The following is a 17,138-nucleotide window of genomic DNA, read 5'->3' as shown; positions in this document are numbered from 1 at the left end:
TTATTCGGATGAAATTACGTTACTTACTATCAATCATTCGAGAGGGGATTTCAAGTGTGTCTTGAGCAGGTTCATTCGCATGGTGTGGCATATGAGCAAGCGATCATTGGGATGGCTTATGTATCTGAGAAAGGGGATTTTCTCCACGCGAATCACTCTTTATGCAGCATGCTGGGTTACAAGATCGATGAATTAAGAAGATTGACAGCTCAAGAGATTACATACTCGGATGATCGTGACGAAGTAAGAATGTTGATTCAAGCCATGATGGACCAATCGTTTGAGAAGAAAGAGCTACCTACCCGCCTCTTACACCGGAAGGGCCATATTCTCTATATGATACTGCATGTCACTCGGCTTCGAGAGGAACATGGCGAGATGTCAACATTTTTGATCCAATTTCAGATCCGGACGGAGGAACAGATACTCTCGCAATGTATGAACGACAACGAAGAAGCATTGGAACAGCTGCTTGAGGCTCTGCCGCTCGCAGTTCTTATTACTCGCGGCGGTTCAGTTCACTACGCGAATCCAGCAGGCCTTAGGCTGATTGGAGCATCACATCTAGGAGAAGTATTGGGAATATCGACAACACAGCTCGTGGATGCCTCCTATCACCGTGAGCTTGAAGCGAGAAGGCAACGTTATCGGAATTATCAGCGCATCGGCGCAACCCGTTACCGCATACTCTGTCTTACCGGCGATCCTAAAGACGTTGAAGGGGTGTCCGTATCCTTCCAATATCGGGGTTCACGAGCCGTGCTTGGGATTTACGCCGATATTACAGAACGCAAGAGGGAAGAAGAATACCTGGCTCAATCGGAGAAGCTTGCTGTTGTCGGACAGCTCGCAGCGGGCATCGCACATGAAATCCGTAATCCATTAACCTCGATCAATGGGTTCATGAAGTTGTTCCAGACAGGACGTACGACAGAAATGCGGTATTTCGAGATTGTGGAGTCCGAATTGAAGCGTATTGAGAGTATCATCAACGAACTTCTTATCTTAGCTAGACCCCATCAAGCACATCTTCACCATTTGAATATTGTTGCGATTCTGGATCATGTGATGTCGTTAATGAATGGACAAGCTATTCTGAAGAACGTTGAGATTCAGGGACATTTTGACCAGAAGCCGATCTGGGTATCTGGCGATTCGAATCAATTGAAGCAGGTATTGATCAATCTAGTGAAGAATGCGATAAATGCGATGCAGGACGGGGGAAATGTATATGTATCTACAGTTGTATATGGACAAGAAGTACATATCATCATCCGAGATGAAGGATGCGGGATGACAGCAGAGCAACTGGAGCAGATCGGGCAGCCTTTCTATTCCACGAAGGAAACAGGTACCGGTCTTGGGCTTATGATTAGCTATAATATTATTGGGAATCATGGTGGGAGCATTACTGCATCTAGCGAGCTGAATCAAGGGACGTCCTTTGAGATCGTTCTCCCATTGATGATGGAAGATTAAGAACCAATCGCAGGGCTAACGCGGTTGGTTTTTTTCACGAATCCGCCTATCCGAGTCGAACACCTCCTCTTCATGCCTTTACCTATTGCAATACAACCAATACCTTCACAGCTGATAATGGGTCTTATTCGTTGCTGATTTGGCAGAATTTATCGTTGTAACTTGTCCTTATTTATACGATACTGGTAGTGGTGAAAAATGAGCCGTGACCGGCTGTCATTCTATTTTTCTCGCATCAAGTGAAGTTTTGTTGAAGGAATGATGAGCATGACAAATGAAGCGATATCAATGCGAAAGTTACGACAATGGCGTCGCATTCAGGGTGTATGCGCACAATGTGGCGAGCATCGAAGTGAACGGTATTTATGCATACGCTGTGAAGAGCGAAGGAATAAGAATCGCCAAGGGATTGAAGAGCAGCGGGCTAGGATGGGGCAATGTATCAAATGTGGCCGTCCCCTGCAAGGGCGGGAGACCTGCGAGCACTGTTTCAAGAAGTATCCGCTTCGTAAATTAAAACGATGGCAAATTGGCAATGAACGGTTATATCAGGCCATCGAGGCGTCGAACATTTCTATACCGGAACTTGCACAGGCGCTTAATATGAAGACGAGAACCGTTGAACGGTGGGTGTTCGAAGGCATTACACCCAAACGTGAGAACGCCGATAAGGTCGCAAGGTATTTCAATCAATCTGTAAGTCGTTTCTTTCGAGATTATACAGAGCAATAATAGGATCGTACCAATATCATAGAAACAGAGAGATGAGAGCGATGATTCAAGGACAAACTTCCGTGCTCAATTGGGGTGATCTGCTCCAACAGTACAGAACATTAATTTACATTATATTGGAGAAAAAGAACGAATCTGACGTAAGCCACGTAACGGTGACGGAACTGAGTAAGGTGCTCCGACTGTCGCCAGCAGATATTTCTTCTCGAATTAAGAAGTGTATTAGCTTTGGGATTCTCGAAGCTGCTGAGCCGACCGGATTTCGGGTGCTCCAAGCGGATCTTCAGTGTACACCGTTCGGATATATGGCGCAGCTGCTTAAGGTAATTCAGCAGTTACCAGAATCGTCCTTCGAACAGCAAGCGGAAGCCTTGCGAATTTCGGTCAAAGAGCTGGAAGCTGTCTATGGCTATTTTCTCTATTTACTTCTGTAAATCATGCTGGAATATTAAGAAAAGCTATGAATTTCAACCCTCGTTGAGATTCATAGCTTTTTGTCATAATCGTAATCTGATCTTATTTTTTGAAGATCCGGAATGGTTGTCCAACGGGTAGGAATGTACGCCCAAAGTGGACATTGAGCACGGCTGCGGCAGAGCCGTAGAAGGAGAAGATCGCAATGCAGAACTCAGCGATGGCAGCGACCTTGTGCATCACATGCGAAGCAATGCCGAATGCATCGAATGTAAGTCCGAAGAATAAGAAATCAATCAGGACGAAGATGGTAAAGAGGACTTTATGCGTCTCCATCGCACCGATCGTCATGTAGAGCGAGAAGATCAGGTATCCAAGAAAGGCAAATCCAAGCTGTTTGCCGTCCGCTTGCGAGGCGATGATCTCACCGAATGCGCCCATTTTGAACAGCCACGAGAGTGCAACAGAGAACCAGAAGAAAGCGAATCCGCCAAATGCGGTAGCACCGAACGTATTGTTCTTCTTGGCATCATGTATGCAGGCGAAGAGCTGCGCGAAAGCCCCGAGGAAAATCGCCCATGGAATGATGAGGGATAGACCGTCGGTCCATCCGAGTTTTTGGCTGGATGCGACCAGGGTAACCATCGCAAGGCCAAACAGTCCGAGTGCGCTCGGATCCGCTGTAGTCATTTTGACTTGTTGTGTTTGCATGATGAATCGAAATGCTCCTTTTATTCAGGTAATAGTATCGGTTGTCTGACGAACCCTCGTCAAGACGACCTTTCTATTCTACATGATTTCATCGTAAAGGGAAGTTGAAAATGTATCTATTTGATGGATGAAGATATTGGAAATGAAAGTCCATCAGATATGATATACTCAGAGGTAGTATGGCGAATGTAACGTAGTTAGAAAGGAAGGACGGCTTATGCACAAACTTCATTCATCGATTCAGAGCGACACGATTGACCTACCGCCGTCATTTCCCATTCTCATCTCTCAAAGTCAGGGCATTTCGCCATTGTTTCAACGACTACACCTGCATAACGAATTAGAGATCAATCTCATCGTACGCGGTTCTGGATATTACATTATCGACGGGAACAAATATACCTTCACGCAAGGTGATATCATTCTCATTAATTCCGATGAGCTGCATCGCGCCTTCGAGACCGAAGATCTAACGATGATGGTCGTCATGTTCGATCCTTCCTGGTTAGCCATCGAGCAGCGTTATGACCCCGAGCTTCTTGCACCATTTCGCGAGATTGGTACGCGTTTCTCGAATCTGCTCGATGCGGACAACCCAGTGATTGAAGAGCTTCGGCGTATTCTCCATGATATGGAGGAAGAGTATTACAAGCAATTACCTTCCTATGTATCGATCATACGGGCACATCTGATTCGATTTCTGGCTTCCATTCATCGTTCCTTCGCACTGCAGGAACTACCGAAGCATGCCGCCAAATTGCAAGGGATTGAGACGATTCGGAAGGTTGTCGAACAGATGGAACATCACATTGCTGAGCCTTGGAGCTTGCAGCAGCTGGCGGAGCTGGCTCATCTGAGTCCATCTCGGTTCAGCTACTTGTTCTGTCAGATTGTAGGCACATCGCCAATGGATTACTTGATTCAGCTTCGCCTAGGGGCAGCCGTACATCTCTTGGAGACATCCGAGTACAAAATCATTGATATTTGTACGCGCTGCGGCTTCCGTAACTTATCGAATTTCAATCGGTTGTTTCGTCATTATATGGGTAGATCACCTTCGGAGCTGCGTAAGTAGCTCCGTTTTTTGTGCGGAAGCATCACTTTGTGGGGTATAATGACAGTAAGATAGTATCAGTCGATAATCGGTTTGCAGTAGCAGGTTCAAGCGAGATCGTGTACCTTTACAGTATAGGTTCAATAAGCAATCGTTCAGTCATGAATGTCAGGAGGGCGCTAGGATGAGTAGATTTCTAGGCGTAGATGCGGGAGGGACCAAGGTCCATACGCTCATCGTCGATGAGCAAGGGCGAGTGCTCGGGCAAGGTATTGTGTTCGGGAATGGTAATCATCAGACCGGCAAGCAAGAAGCGGAGAATAATATTCGTTCCGCTTGCGAACAAGCATTATTCACTGCGGGTCTTCAGAGAGAAGATATCGATTTTGCGTTCTTCGGGCTTGCAGGTGCAGATCGGGGACCAGACTTCGAAATTCTAAATCCGATGATTGCTGCCCTAAAGTTTAAGCGCTATAAGATTGTGTGCGATACGATGATCGCGATGCGTGCCGGTACAAGAGATTCATCCGGTGTCGTTATTATTAGTGGTACGGGGTCTAACTGCGCGGCACGGAATAAAGATGGCGCTGAGCTCGATTACGGCGGCTTCGGATATATGTTCGGCGATGGTCACGGCTCAGGCACAGATCTAGCGATTCATGCTTTTCGCGCTGTGGTACGGGCTTGGGATGAACGCGGACCTGCTACCATGCTAACAGAGCTGGTCTTGAAACATACCAGCAGTATGAGCGTTGAGGAGCTATTCGAAGATATGCTCTACGGACGCAAGTCACTGCCGCTGGACTTAGGGAAGCTTGTCTTTGAAGCTGCGTCAGCGGGCGATGCCTTAAGTATCCGTATTCTGGAGCAAGAAGGCACAGAGTTCGGTAATGCGGCGAATGCGCTCATTCGAAGATTGAACATGCAAGAGGATGTATTCGATGTCGTTCTCGGCGGCAGCGTATTCTCGAAGAGCACAAGTCGGCATATGATTGATGCGATTGAACGTGAAGTGAAGCGAGTAGCTCCACATACGACTTTCGTTCGCGTTGAGATGGACCCCGTCGTAGGGGCTGTTATGAGCGCGATGGATTGCGCGGGTCATCACATCCATGACGCGATCTATAATCAATTACATCAGATTAAATTTCTATAAGAGAATCAAGCGGGATACGCGAAGGAGGATAATTTCATGAGTAATCCAAATGAAGGCTTAAAAGTTGCAGTCATCGGGGGAGGTTCTTCGTATACACCGGAGATTGTCGAAGGGTTCATCCAGAAGTACAATGAGATGCCGATTCGGGAACTATGGCTCGTTGATATTGAGGAAGGCAAGCATAAGCTTGAAATCGTAGGTGAGCTAGCGAAGCGTATGGTGAAGAAATCAGGGATTCCGACGGAAGTGTATTTGACATTGGACCGACGCGAAGCCATCAAGGATGCCGATTTCGTCACGACCCAAATTCGCGTAGGTCTGCTAGAAGCACGGAAACGCGACGAGCATATCCCGATTAAATACGGCGTGATTGGGCAGGAGACAACGGGTCCTGGGGGGATGATGAAGGCACTTCGTACGGTTCCTGTTATTCTAGACATTTGTCGTGATATCGAAGAGCTGGCACCGAATGCATGGATGCTCAACTTTACGAATCCTGCAGGGATTGTAACCGAAGCGGTAGCGAAATATTCGAAGGTCAAATCCATTGGACTATGCAACTCGCCGATCAACTTCCAGAAGTTCCTCGCGAAGCAATATGGCGTGAAGCAGAATGAGACGATGCCTGAATTCGTAGGGATCAACCACCTGCACTGGGTAACTGCGGCTTATGTCAACGGCGAAGATAAACTGGATGAACTCATTGACGGCGGCAAGGAATATACAGCTTCGAACGTGACTGCGATGGATTGGGATTATGATTTCTTAAGTTCCTTGCGTGCGATTCCGACGTATTATCTCCGTTACTTCTACATGATGAACGAAATGTTCGCGGATATAAAAGAATCGCTCGAGAAGAATGGTACCCGCGCCGAGGTTGTAAGCCGTGTTGAAGCGGAGTTGTTCGAGCTGTACAAGGATGAGAATTTGCAAGAAAAGCCAAAGCAGCTGGAACAGCGCGGCGGCGCATACTATTCGGAGGCAGCGGTGAACCTCATGTATTCCTTGCATAATAACGTACAGGATATTCAGACGGTGAACGTGCAGAATGGCAATATCTATGATTTCTTGCCAGCGGATGCAAGTATTGAAGTGAACTGCGTGATCACGGGGCATGGCCCAATTTCTCTTCCACCGCAGCGTGTGCCAAGTCATATCAAGGGACTGCTCAAAGCGGTGAAGACGTATGAGGAGTTAACGATTGAAGCGGCGATTACAGGGGACCGCGGTCTCGCGCTGCAAGCTCTTGTACACCACCCGCTTGTACCTTCCGTATCGGTTGCGAAAGACATGCTGAACGAAATGCTCGAAGCGAACCGCAAGTATTTGCCGAATTTCTTCAAGGAAGAGGCGAAGGCCTAAACTTCATCTACCTTTACTAGTAAGTCTCTGCCTCGTGCAGAGACTTTATTTTTTTCGAGGTCCCCGCAAAGTACCTGAATCTACTTCGCAGCCATAGCTTCATTTTGTGGGGTGAGTAGGAAATGTGCAGATGGACACTGGATACTATCAGTTTCATTTTGATAGAGATGAACATATGATATCGTAGCACACCAGAGTAAAGGGGACGATTCGATTGAACCAAATCGCTCTGAATACGATTACCGGCATTGTTGGTTCCGTCGTGACTTTTGCTTTTGGGGGGTGGAGCCAATTGCTCACATTTTTTCTGGTCGCCATTACCGTAGATTACATCACCGGCGTTGCAGCATCGCTTCGTGAGGGACAAGGTTTGAATAGTAATACGGGGTTCTGGGGGATCGCGCGCAAAGTATTCATGCTCTTCATTATTATGTTAGGGCATCAGATGGATCTATTGCTAGAGACCGATATCATTATGTCGGGTGCGATATATTTCTACTTAGCGAACGAGTTGATCTCGATTACAGAAAATTATGGACGATTAGGGCTTCCACTGCCTCAGAAGATTCGCGACATGATTCAGATTTTGAAGCAGAAGGACAAATGACACGTAAGCAATAGGGCTGCTTGATCCTTGATCGAGCGGTCATTCTTTTGTTTCCGGGGTCCCCCACCAAGTACCTGAATCGACCTCGAAGCCAATCCCCACTTTGTGGGGTCATTTTGTGCGTGTTTCTGGAAAATGATTGGTGTATAATAGGTAAGATTCCACAGTTTGCAACAGGTAAAGGAGCGATTGGTTATGATTCGACATATTGTATTGTTTAAATTAAAAGACCGTTCACCCGAGAGCGTGGAGCGTACTGCGAGTGTACTAAGAGCCATGGAAGGTCAGATCCCAGAACTCAAGAGCATTGAAGTGGGGAAAGATGTGATGCATTCCGATCGGTCTTACGATATCGCCCTGGTGACGACTTTTGATTCCCTTGAAGCACTTGCAGCATATAACGTCCATCCAGAACACCAGAAGGTTATCGCGCATATGGCTGAAGCACGCGAGAGCTCCATCAGCTTGGATTATGAAGTATAGGAAAGTAGGAAAGCAGCATGAGTGATTTGAAAGATGTTATGGAAGCCTTTGCAGTTGTTCTTGAGATTGTCGTTGGTTTCCTCGTAATCTTCTTCTGGCTGAAATGGAAAGGCAAGCGGAAGAAGCAATCCTAAGCCAGAGAATGGGAGGCACTTGCCGTGTACTATGTGAATCGTGAGCAACTTGAATTACGGCTGCAATGTATTCCTTCGATTGCGGAAGCGATGCGTGAGATTGGAGTCAGCTGGGATGGCAGCAAGGTTCAAGGCCTTGCGCAAGAACGAGCACTGCATCTCGCCATTGAGACCGTCACAGATGTTGGAAGTTATCTGATCGATGGATTTATTATGCGCGATGCTAGCAGTTATGAGGATATTATTGAGATTAATGCAGAAGAACAAGTATTCCCACGCGAGTTGACACCCGTGCTAATAGAGCTTGTGCGTCTGCGCAAACCGTTAGTGCAAGAATATTATGCGTGGCCAAGCTTGGAGCTACATCCCTTTCTAGCGGTACTGCCTGATGTACTGGAGACCTTCGCGTCATCCGTGCGGCAATATGTCGAGCGGGAATTAGGGGCGTTCCAATCGTAAATGTGCAGAATACTGCGAACACGTATTTTTGATACATAAATGTTTACTAATTTACTTATGTACTAAAATACGTTACAATACGCCTGAGGTGGTACGTATGTTAAGAGCGGAGCAAGAGACATCAACACGGCGTGTTGTTCTTACATTGTTGAAGACGAGGGGCGGACTCCTCGTTAGTGAGCTAGCGAAGTCGCTGCAGATCACGGAGATGGCAGTGAGACGCCATTTAAATACATTAGAACGAGACGGGCTTGTACGAAGCACGCTGGTTCGGCAATCGATAGGTCGTCCAAGCTTGGTGTATGAGTTAACGGAGCTGGCGGACAATCATTTTCCGAAGAACTATCAGAATTTATTGCTGGAGCTGCTGCAAGAGCTGGAAGAGAATCATGCCGAGGATCCAGAGGCTGGACAAGCGATGGTGAATCGATTGTTCGAAGGGCGTAAGGCGAAGCTGCTTCGCAAATATGCCCCGCGAATGGAGGGCAAGGATCTGAACGCACGGCTTACAGAGCTGACGGATATCCAGAGCTCGAATGGGTATATGGCTGAACTCACGCAGGGGGAACAAGGAGAGTATTTGCTGCATGAGCATAATTGTCCGATCACCCAAGTCGCCCAAGTCTATCAGCAAGCTTGTCAATGTGAGCTGGCCTTATTCAAGGAACTGCTCGGCACCGAAGTGGAACGAACGGAATGTCTCGCCAAAGGCGGACTACGATGCACTTATCGAATTCATTCTTCTAATTAATGCAAGGAGGTCTCCACGAGGCCTCTTTTTTCATGGAATCTGTTATAATAGTACGATGAAATGTTCAAGATGAGGTGATAAAAGATGGCGAAGAAATCGAAACAGACGCGGCCTGCTCAAGCGCCGGCTGCTCAAGATAAGCCAGCTACCTTGAAGGATCTCCTCGATCCGAAGGTACTCGAGAAGCTGAAAGCGCAGGCCAATGATCTTAAGCAGGAAGAAGAGGACCGGAAGGCTACGAAACGGCAACAGGAAGAGGAAGCGCGGAAAGCAGAGCAGAAGCGCAAAGAGAACGACTTCGAATATTTACTGAACAACACGAAGCAAGATTGGAAGCAGTATAAATAATTGCGGTACTCGCACAAAACGCGATTCTACGGCGTACGGGGGAGATTCCCTCGGTCCGGGGGATCGCGTTTTTTCCGATTTACCATAATAAAAACCCGCTTTCCAGTTTATAAAATCATAAACTGGAAGCGAGTTTTTATCACTTAGAATAAAGCCTTTATTTACTCATTGGTAAGAGTTGTTCCGAATGGAACTTGTACAGGCTCAGACTTATTGCCGTTAAAGTCTTCTAATACGACCTCAATAACACCTGAAGTTCCCTTTACTGGAATGGATGTTAAATCGTCAATACCACGAATAGCATATGTTCTTCCATCTTTGAATGTAATCTGTTTGCCGTCTTGCCAAACATATAAATGCCACCAGTCATCAGATGTTGGACCGGAGAGTTTCACTTTCGTTCCTTTCAATGTTGCAGTGCCTTCATATACATTGGAATGATCGTCTTTTAATACACCAGTATGATCGGCATAGCTCACAACGTTACCCTTCGCGTCCAATAAAGAAATTCTAACGGTATATGCGCTTCCATCTGTAATTGGAAGTTCAATTTTCGCTGCATTTACTCCTTTTGCTGCTTTCGTTGAATATCCTTCTTTATTGGAATAGTTCAAGGTTACATCTAGTTTTACGTTAGCATATTGAACGGATGGCGTTTCCCAAGTGACATCAATAGATCCACCATTTTCTGTTGTATGGATATTTTTCACCGTTTTAGAGAAATCTTTCAGGGCAACTGCCGCCTTGCTTTCTCTTCCATCCGCACCAACAGCTGTTACTTTGATTTTCACATTACCTTGTGGATCATACAAAGACTTAATATAAAATCTGTCATCATAAGTTCCGCCTAAGAAGATTTCTGTGCCATTCTCATATTCTGCATAAACATTGTATCGTTGTACCTTGCTGTAATTTTCTAAATCCCATGAAATATACATTTCAGAAGTATCAAAGGACTTATCAATTTTTAAGCCGGTTGGCGCACTAGCTTTAGCGATGGAACCATCCGTAATCTTAATTTCACCAACATTGAATTGATAATTTTCAATCGTTCCTTGCTCAGGAGTGATAGCTAGTCCGAAAGAGGCTAACGTTTTACCTGCATATTTGGATAAATCCAGATTTTTCTGATCCCATCCTTTTGTCGTTTTGTTAGCACCGCTAGGAATGTCAACATACTCCACTTGGGATGGATTGTCTTCAAAAATCAAACCGACTTTTACGCTGCTCGTATCCGTAGCTGATGGTTTGTTATACGTAATGTTTAACTTCGAAGATTTATTAATATTTAATTTTGTTTTGTATAAATGAACAAAGTTCGTTGCATCCAGATCGCCAAAGATCGCTAGAGAACTGCCACCTTGATATCCGCCAAGCTGCGTATAATCATTTCCTGCGCTATATTTCTTCCCATAGTCGAAATCTACTTTTAATCGAGTGCCGTCTGTATCGATCCACCACTGCCATGTTGGAAGAATATCTTGAATGTTGATGTTCGCCCATTGGTTGTTATTCGAGACTTTACCCTCAACAAAATATTCCATACCATGACCAGTATTAAAGTTCGTATAGAAGTTCGAACCGTCAATTACAGATCTTTCAGAAATGTATGACGCTAGACCTGGCCATGTCTTATATGGCTTACCCTCGTTATCCTTACCCTCGTCTGGCTTTGCACGATTAGGGTCATTGGCTGTTTTTACAGGGTCCGGTGTAGCATTTAATACAGCTTGTTGCAATTCTTCCTGTGTCATACCAGCTGAAGCAAGAGTTCCTTTTCCCTCGCTATATGTAGGAGCATCTGCAGCACCTGAGTACCATGTTCTTTCTCTTTGCGCGATATATTTGTAATAGTCTGGGTTACCGCGTCTATTTTCAGAGTACTTATTTGGACCTGAATGACCAAACAACTGCTCATCTAGATGGTCAAATACCGTTGAAGCACCAAGTGAAGCAATGCCTGTTCTTGGAACTAAGTTTTCATCAAGTGTGTTATATAATGAACCGCGCATTCCACTAAATCCGGTTTGACCCGCTTCAAGCGTATCAAATACAGTTTCTCTTGGATCTAAGCCTAATGCTTTCATACTTGCAACAGAACCATCGACCATGGCTTTACTTGGGTCTGGATTCATATACAAGGAGTTAGCAGCAATAGTATTATCCCCTGGGGATTTGATCCAGTTACTAAACAAGGAGGCATCTTTATTATAGTAATCAATTTTACCCCACTTGTTTTGATTGTTTTGACCGTATAGATTTGAAGCATAGACTTGTACATAAAGTCCTTGCGATGTAATGGCACGGAGGAACTCCTGGTAGACTGGCATAAAGCTTGCAGGCAGAGTCTCCTCGGCATTCACAAAGTAACCGTCAAAACCGTAATATTTAGCCATTTCAACGAGTTTATCAGCGATTGGGAATTTTCCGTTCTCGTCTTTATAAATAAAGTCATCGGTATGTTCTGTTCTTGGGAAGAAAACACAACCTAATGATTTAACACCGTTTTTGTGAGCTGCATTGGTATACGCCGGGTTTGGAATATTCACCACACCAAACTCATATTCACGCTGCCACCAGTCTGCTTCCGGATCGAACAAAGAATCAGGCGTTGGGTTGGTAACTACGCCATGCCAGGATGCCGTATAATCCGCATATTGCCAGAAGTTAAATAAATATTGCGCGAATTGATCATTATAGATCGTTGGGTTGAAAAATTCGTTGCCATAATCACCTGTTAAGAGCAGGCTTTGAACTTCCTGATCCAACATAGGATTAGCCTGTGTTGGTTTAAATGCTTCATTACGCTTCTGAAGCGGCACCTTCGCTCTCATAAAGTCATAATATTCATCGTTTTCAGGTGTCCAATCCACAATATTTTGTTTACGTTGTCCATGATAGACAGGTTGGTTTTTCCCCTTGAAACCTTGTTCACCAGGACGCGGTGGCAGCGTATCGCCGCCGGCTTGTACGATCGTAGCATTCAGCATCGTACCAACAGTTAATACGGATGCTAAGAAAACCACAAAACGTTTCTTCAGTTTACCATTCATAATCGCATGCTCCTTTTTTGATTGTTTTATATAAAAGCGATAGTCGCTTCTATAGCAAGGGAGACGATGAAACGCTTACAAATCGGAAAGGGGAATATCTATTAATTGAGCGACGATCATCGGTTTTTTTGTAAGCGCATACAGTTTTTCGTCAAAGGTAGCTGACTAAAGCGCCATAGGATCCATCTTGAAAATGTTCTTCACAGCTGGTGTTGCATGCATACTTTTTATAGGTCATCGTTGTCATTTTTTTAATTATAAAGTCCATTAAAGACATCAACTAGTTTCCATTTATTACTTTTGTGTCTTACCTTTACTCGTTTTGATTTCTTTGGAGCGAGAAAAGATTAATTTTCGAGTTAACGCGAGAAGAAACGGCCTAACGAATCGTATGGGGCTTATTCGCCCTAAATTTGAGTTTTTTTCGAGCTAACGAACTCTAGCGGCGTTATTCGGGTCAAAAGGCTAAGTGGCGTGCATTTGCCGGAAATAGCGTCACTGGTGTTCGTTAAAGTTAGAAAACGCATGATTTCAGCTTAATAAGCACATCTGAGTTCATTAGAAACCGTGGCATGCATTGTCTTTAGCTGTTCGACTGCGCGTCCCCTCGGGTGATCGTATTGTTGTTAGTGTTCAGCGAGGAGAATTCGGCTAACGAAGAGAACGAATCGCGTGAACCGCACGCCGCGCAAGGCTTTTGACGAAAGTTCAATAATTTTGGTTTGTCCGCTGTGTCAAGTCAAGCCCATTCTTCTTATACTGTCATTAGAAAATGGGCATTCGCCCGGGAACAACGTGAATCGAGGTGATCGTGGATGGTTGAATGGAGTGTTGTGAGTATGGCGGTTGCATTTGTCATAATGGTCAGCGTGGCTATCGTCGTGCTTATTACGGTAAGAAATACGGTGCTTCAGGCGTTTGCAACGATTCTTCAATTGCAGCGAGATACAGCAGCGCTGGGCCGGGAAGTATCCGTCTTCGTCCAAGATGCGCAGAAGACAGCGGCAATGGTGAAGCGGCAAGTAGATTCCTTTGAACCGTTCTGCGATTCCATTCGCGAGACAGGGGAGACGCTGCGTTATGTCACTTCCTCGGTAACCTCGGTCACGGAAGCGTTGACGTCCTCTGCCGTATCGCATGTCAATCGTGCGCACGCCAATAACATTGAGCGGATTGGCGATATGTTCGATTGGATGGATCTAGGCCTTGGATTGTGGGAGAAATGGCAAGCCGTGCGCCCAGCGAACGCGGAATCCCGAGCTGCGAAGCCAAATGAGAGTAAAGAAGGATCATAATAAAGGAGCGATGACAACATGTCAGAGAAAAGAAAAAGCTTTCTGTTAGGTGCATTGGTAGGGAGTGTAGTTGGTTCAGTAGCGGCGCTACTGCTTGCACCCAAGTCTGGCCGCGAGCTGCGCCAAGACATTAAAGATGGAGCGCACCAAGTAAGTGAGAAGACGACTAATGTGATCAAGCAAGTTGGTGAACATACATCGGGCTGGGTTGAAGCAGCGAAAGACAAAGTGAACAATTTACGCGAGTGGCGCCAAAATCGCCGTCAAGAGGATGACGAGACATTTGCGCAAATCGCTTCAAGTAAAGAAGACGACAAAGTAGAAACACGTGAACTCGATGAAATTCTGAAGTAACGTGCGGGGAACGTGAAGCAGGAAATGGAAATATGAAAAGAGCAGCAGCCCTGTTGGTAAAGGGACTGCTGCTCTTTAGCGTATATACGGTTATTGTTGCGCGAGGACTTCGGCATAAGGCCGTCCCTCTGCGTCAAGGAAACAGATGTATTTTGGACTGTTTTTTAACTTCACATTACACAATTTCAGGACCTGCTCATCGACTTCCAGTAGAGACCAAGTATCAGCGTCCAACATATCATGCGATGCAAGGAAATCAGGAAGCTCTGCCTTGGCATCTTCCTCATCTTCCCAATATTTCACCCCGTAATAAATCAAGTCATAACCATTACGCAGCAGACAAGCATAGATCTGATGTGTTGCGGTATGGTGGAGTACGAAAGGCACGAAGGGCAACTCCTCTCGCTATACGTTATAGATACGGATTCTCATGCTTTGCGAGCAGGATCTTCCACCGGCGCTCCACTTCAGTTTCGAAGGCATTGAGCGTCTCAACGTGTTCCGGTTTCGTAAGATGTCTCGTCTTACCCATCGTCTTGAGCCATTCGACGATAGGGACCCTCTTATCCTTCTCATCAGGGTTGTACGTGATCGTCGTAACGCCATGCTCGACCTCGTAGAGCGGGAAGAAGCATGAACCGACGGCTGCGTCGATAATTTCCGTACCGAGTTCATCCTCGGACAACCAGTTGAGCGGGCATGTGATTAAGATTTTACCGTATACAAGGCCTTCATTCTGTGCATAGTATTGGGCTTTAGCTGCTTTCTTCACAAGATCCTGCGGGAAAGCTTCTGAGCCTGTGAACACATACGGAATATGGGTTGCTGCCATAATCTGTGCCGTATCTTTGTGGTGGAACACTTTGCCGGCGCGCACGGAACCGATATTAGAGGTCGATGTCCGATGACCCATCGGTGTCGAATAGGAGAGTTGTGCTCCTGTATTCATATAGCCTTCATTATCATATTCCAGAATAATCATCTTATGATTGCGAAGCGCTGCGCCGATCGCAGGTCCCATGCCGATATCCATACCGCCGTCGCCTGTAATCATGACGAAGGTGAAGTCATCCTGCAGATTCAAGTGATCGAGTTCGCCTCTGCGCTTCCGTTCCCAGAACATTTCAACGACACCGGAGAGGGTAGCTGCACCATTCTGGAACAAGTTATGAATATACGTCGCTTTGTGCGAAGAATAAGGGTAGCCTGTCGTAACAACCATCGCACATCCCGTATGGAATAGAGCGACGATATCGCCTTCAATGCCCTTGAAGAACAATTCCAAGCCGGAGAAAATACCACAGCCTGGGCAAGCTCCATGGCCCGGCGCAATCCGCTTCGGTTTCTTCGTCAGCGAGCGGAGCGGTGGGATGCGAACGCTTAACTTACCTGTCTCTTCGTCCTTCTTCACCGTAATGAGCCCTGTCTTCAAATCTTCGAATTTCATCGGCTTCAGCACACGCTTCGGTGATTTGGCAGGGTCTCCTGGTGTATGTCCGTAATAATCGAACGGTTTGTCGACCACGCCTTTATTCATGGCATCGATCGCGAATTGGAACAGATTATGGCCGTCTTCGGCATAGAAGTCTTTGCCGCCAAGACCATAAATTCGACTGATGACGAGCGTATCCCGGTTACCATGGGTGAAAAGTGCGGCTTTGATCTCATTGACCATGTTGCCGCCGTGCCCGCCGTAAGAATCAGCACGATCACCGACGGTGATCGCCTTCACGTTCTTCAGCGCTTCAGCAATGGCGCGTTGCGGGAATGGACGGATCATGTTCGGAGCAATGGAGCCCGCCTTGATCCCTTGCGCACGAAGTTGATCCACGACATCCTTGATAATCTCCGAAGCGGAGTTCATGAGGAATACAGCGACTTCTGCATCTTCCATGCGATACTGATCGAGGATTGGATAGTCACGGCCTGTAAGATCCGCGAATTCCTTGCGCACGCGGTCATAGACATGTTCTGCATTGTACATCGCCATCGATTGCTGATAACAGTTGTTAATGTAATCCGGTTCATTCATATAAGGACCAACAGTAATTGGATTGTTGCGATCCAGTGTGTCAGGGTAGCCGACGGGCGGCTGAGCGCCTATAAATTGATGTACATCTTCACGATTCGCGAACGTCTGAACTTTGCGCTTCTGATGCGAAGTGAAGTAACCGTCGGATGCGACGAGCACAGGTAGACGAACTTCTGCATCTTCCGCGACCTTGAGTGCCATAATATTCATATCGTAGACCGCTTGCGGATCACGACACATCAGAATGGGCCATCCTGTATTGAGGGCATAATATAAATCGGAATGATCCCCATGAATATCAAGCGGTCCGGAGACGGAGCGGCAGACAAGATTCATGACCATTGGGAATCGGGTCCCGGATTGTACCGGCATTTGCTCGATCATGTAGAGGTAGCCGTTTGCGCTGGTTGCATTGAACACACGACCGCCAGCTGTGGAAGCGCCGTAGCATACCCCTGCGGAGCCATGTTCACCGTCAGCTGGGATTAACACGATATCGTGCTGCCCGTTCGACTTCATTAAATCCAGAAATTGAGCGACCTCCGTTGACGGAGAGATCGGAAAATAACCCATCACATGATAATTAATTTGGTGCGCCGCATAGGCAGCCATTTCGTTGCCGGATTCATACACGACACGCTGCTCTACTTTGGCAAGTCCTGCTTGTTCTTTGGACAAATCAATAGACAATGTCGATTCCACCTTTCTGGCATG

General features: G+C 46.2%; 17 protein-coding genes. 13 read left to right on the top strand and 4 right to left on the bottom strand.

Annotated elements, in window-relative coordinates; all coding sequences use genetic code 11:
- Window positions 1-84: 84 nt before the first annotated feature.
- From C558_RS0108685 to C558_RS0108675, 3 genes are all read left to right on the top strand, one after another.
- The gene (locus C558_RS0108685) at window positions 85-1,479 is read left to right on the top strand and encodes an ATP-binding protein (protein ID WP_211220748.1); all 1,395 of its coding nucleotides are present in this window, start codon (window positions 85-87) and stop codon (window positions 1,477-1,479) included.
- Between the two features lie 288 nt (window positions 1,480-1,767).
- The gene (locus C558_RS0108680) at window positions 1,768-2,211 is read left to right on the top strand and encodes a helix-turn-helix domain-containing protein (protein ID WP_156826045.1); all 444 of its coding nucleotides are present in this window, start codon (window positions 1,768-1,770) and stop codon (window positions 2,209-2,211) included.
- Window positions 2,212-2,252: 41 nt separating this feature from the next.
- Entirely contained in the window at window positions 2,253-2,645 is a 393-nt protein-coding gene (locus tag C558_RS0108675; protein ID WP_018755870.1) for a hypothetical protein, read from the top strand.
- Window positions 2,646-2,727: 82 nt separating this feature from the next.
- Here the strand turns inward: C558_RS0108675 and C558_RS0108670 are convergent, their stop codons facing one another.
- The gene (locus C558_RS0108670; protein WP_018755869.1) at window positions 2,728-3,336 is read right to left on the bottom strand and encodes an acetate uptake transporter; all 609 of its coding nucleotides are present in this window, start codon (window positions 3,334-3,336) and stop codon (window positions 2,728-2,730) included.
- A 217-nt stretch (window positions 3,337-3,553) separates the two neighbouring features.
- Here C558_RS0108670 and C558_RS0108665 point away from each other — a divergent pair, with 217 nt between their 5' ends.
- From C558_RS0108665 to C558_RS0108625, 8 genes are all read left to right on the top strand, one after another.
- Complete coding sequence (locus C558_RS0108665) at window positions 3,554-4,411, top strand: AraC family transcriptional regulator (RefSeq protein ID WP_018755868.1); 858 nt, start codon at window positions 3,554-3,556, stop codon at window positions 4,409-4,411.
- A 163-nt stretch (window positions 4,412-4,574) separates the two neighbouring features.
- A complete protein-coding gene (locus C558_RS0108660; protein ID WP_018755867.1) occupies window positions 4,575-5,546 on the top strand; it encodes an N-acetylglucosamine kinase in 972 nt (323 codons plus the stop codon).
- 36 nt (window positions 5,547-5,582) lie between these two features.
- Complete coding sequence (locus C558_RS0108655) at window positions 5,583-6,908, top strand: 6-phospho-beta-glucosidase (protein WP_018755866.1); 1,326 nt, start codon at window positions 5,583-5,585, stop codon at window positions 6,906-6,908.
- Window positions 6,909-7,122: 214 nt separating this feature from the next.
- Window positions 7,123-7,515, top strand: a complete 393-nt coding sequence (locus tag C558_RS0108650; protein WP_018755865.1) for a phage holin family protein — start codon at window positions 7,123-7,125, stop codon at window positions 7,513-7,515.
- 195 nt (window positions 7,516-7,710) lie between these two features.
- Entirely contained in the window at window positions 7,711-7,998 is a 288-nt protein-coding gene (locus tag C558_RS0108645; protein ID WP_018755864.1) for a Dabb family protein, read from the top strand.
- 158 nt (window positions 7,999-8,156) lie between these two features.
- Window positions 8,157-8,591, top strand: a complete 435-nt coding sequence (locus C558_RS0108635; protein ID WP_018755862.1) for a DUF86 domain-containing protein — start codon at window positions 8,157-8,159, stop codon at window positions 8,589-8,591.
- Between the two features lie 97 nt (window positions 8,592-8,688).
- Entirely contained in the window at window positions 8,689-9,342 is a 654-nt protein-coding gene (locus tag C558_RS0108630; RefSeq protein WP_018755861.1) for a helix-turn-helix transcriptional regulator, read from the top strand.
- 84 nt (window positions 9,343-9,426) lie between these two features.
- A complete protein-coding gene (locus tag C558_RS0108625; RefSeq protein ID WP_018755860.1) occupies window positions 9,427-9,690 on the top strand; it encodes a YqkE family protein in 264 nt (87 codons plus the stop codon).
- A 161-nt stretch (window positions 9,691-9,851) separates the two neighbouring features.
- Here the strand turns inward: C558_RS0108625 and C558_RS30735 are convergent, their stop codons facing one another.
- Window positions 9,852-12,743, bottom strand: a complete 2,892-nt coding sequence (locus C558_RS30735) for an endo-beta-N-acetylglucosaminidase (RefSeq protein ID WP_018755859.1) — start codon at window positions 12,741-12,743, stop codon at window positions 9,852-9,854.
- A gap of 815 nt (window positions 12,744-13,558) precedes the next feature.
- Between C558_RS30735 and C558_RS0108615 the strand changes: the two genes are divergently transcribed.
- Together C558_RS0108615 and C558_RS0108610 are read left to right on the top strand one after the other, a co-directional pair.
- On the top strand, window positions 13,559-14,038 hold the full coding sequence (locus C558_RS0108615) for a DUF948 domain-containing protein (RefSeq protein ID WP_083927129.1): 480 nt from the start codon (window positions 13,559-13,561) through the stop codon (window positions 14,036-14,038).
- A gap of 18 nt (window positions 14,039-14,056) precedes the next feature.
- Window positions 14,057-14,392: a YtxH domain-containing protein gene (locus C558_RS0108610; protein ID WP_018755857.1), complete on the top strand. Its 336-nt coding sequence runs from the start codon at window positions 14,057-14,059 to the stop codon at window positions 14,390-14,392.
- Between the two features lie 90 nt (window positions 14,393-14,482).
- Here the strand turns inward: C558_RS0108610 and C558_RS0108605 are convergent, their stop codons facing one another.
- The gene (locus C558_RS0108605) at window positions 14,483-14,779 is read right to left on the bottom strand and encodes a hypothetical protein (RefSeq protein WP_018755856.1); all 297 of its coding nucleotides are present in this window, start codon (window positions 14,777-14,779) and stop codon (window positions 14,483-14,485) included.
- A gap of 25 nt (window positions 14,780-14,804) precedes the next feature.
- Window positions 14,805-17,114, bottom strand: coding sequence for a thiamine pyrophosphate-dependent enzyme (locus C558_RS0108600; protein ID WP_018755855.1), 2,310 nt, complete (start codon window positions 17,112-17,114; stop codon window positions 14,805-14,807).
- Window positions 17,115-17,138: the final 24 nt, after the last annotated feature.

It is taken from the genome of Paenibacillus terrigena DSM 21567 (assembly GCF_000374845.1).
GTDB lineage: Bacteria > Bacillota > Bacilli > Paenibacillales > Paenibacillaceae > Paenibacillus_K > Paenibacillus_K terrigena.
This window is presented reverse-complemented; position numbering and strand designations above follow the sequence as displayed.

Coding starts and splice junctions, on each gene's coding strand:
- C558_RS0108680 (WP_156826045.1), top strand. CDS start 1,768: ATGCGAAAGTTACGACAATGGCGTCGCATTCAGGGTGTATGCGCACAA.
- C558_RS0108675 (WP_018755870.1), top strand. CDS start 2,253: ATGATTCAAGGACAAACTTCCGTGCTCAATTGGGGTGATCTGCTCCAA.
- C558_RS0108670 (WP_018755869.1), bottom strand. CDS start 3,336: ATGCAAACACAACAAGTCAAAATGACTACAGCGGATCCGAGCGCACTC.
- C558_RS0108665 (WP_018755868.1), top strand. CDS start 3,554: ATGCACAAACTTCATTCATCGATTCAGAGCGACACGATTGACCTACCG.
- C558_RS0108660 (WP_018755867.1), top strand. CDS start 4,575: ATGAGTAGATTTCTAGGCGTAGATGCGGGAGGGACCAAGGTCCATACG.
- C558_RS0108655 (WP_018755866.1), top strand. CDS start 5,583: ATGAGTAATCCAAATGAAGGCTTAAAAGTTGCAGTCATCGGGGGAGGT.
- C558_RS0108645 (WP_018755864.1), top strand. CDS start 7,711: ATGATTCGACATATTGTATTGTTTAAATTAAAAGACCGTTCACCCGAG.
- C558_RS0108630 (WP_018755861.1), top strand. CDS start 8,689: ATGTTAAGAGCGGAGCAAGAGACATCAACACGGCGTGTTGTTCTTACA.
- C558_RS0108625 (WP_018755860.1), top strand. CDS start 9,427: ATGGCGAAGAAATCGAAACAGACGCGGCCTGCTCAAGCGCCGGCTGCT.
- C558_RS30735 (WP_018755859.1), bottom strand. CDS start 12,743: ATGAATGGTAAACTGAAGAAACGTTTTGTGGTTTTCTTAGCATCCGTA.
- C558_RS0108615 (WP_083927129.1), top strand. CDS start 13,559: ATGGTTGAATGGAGTGTTGTGAGTATGGCGGTTGCATTTGTCATAATG.
- C558_RS0108610 (WP_018755857.1), top strand. CDS start 14,057: ATGTCAGAGAAAAGAAAAAGCTTTCTGTTAGGTGCATTGGTAGGGAGT.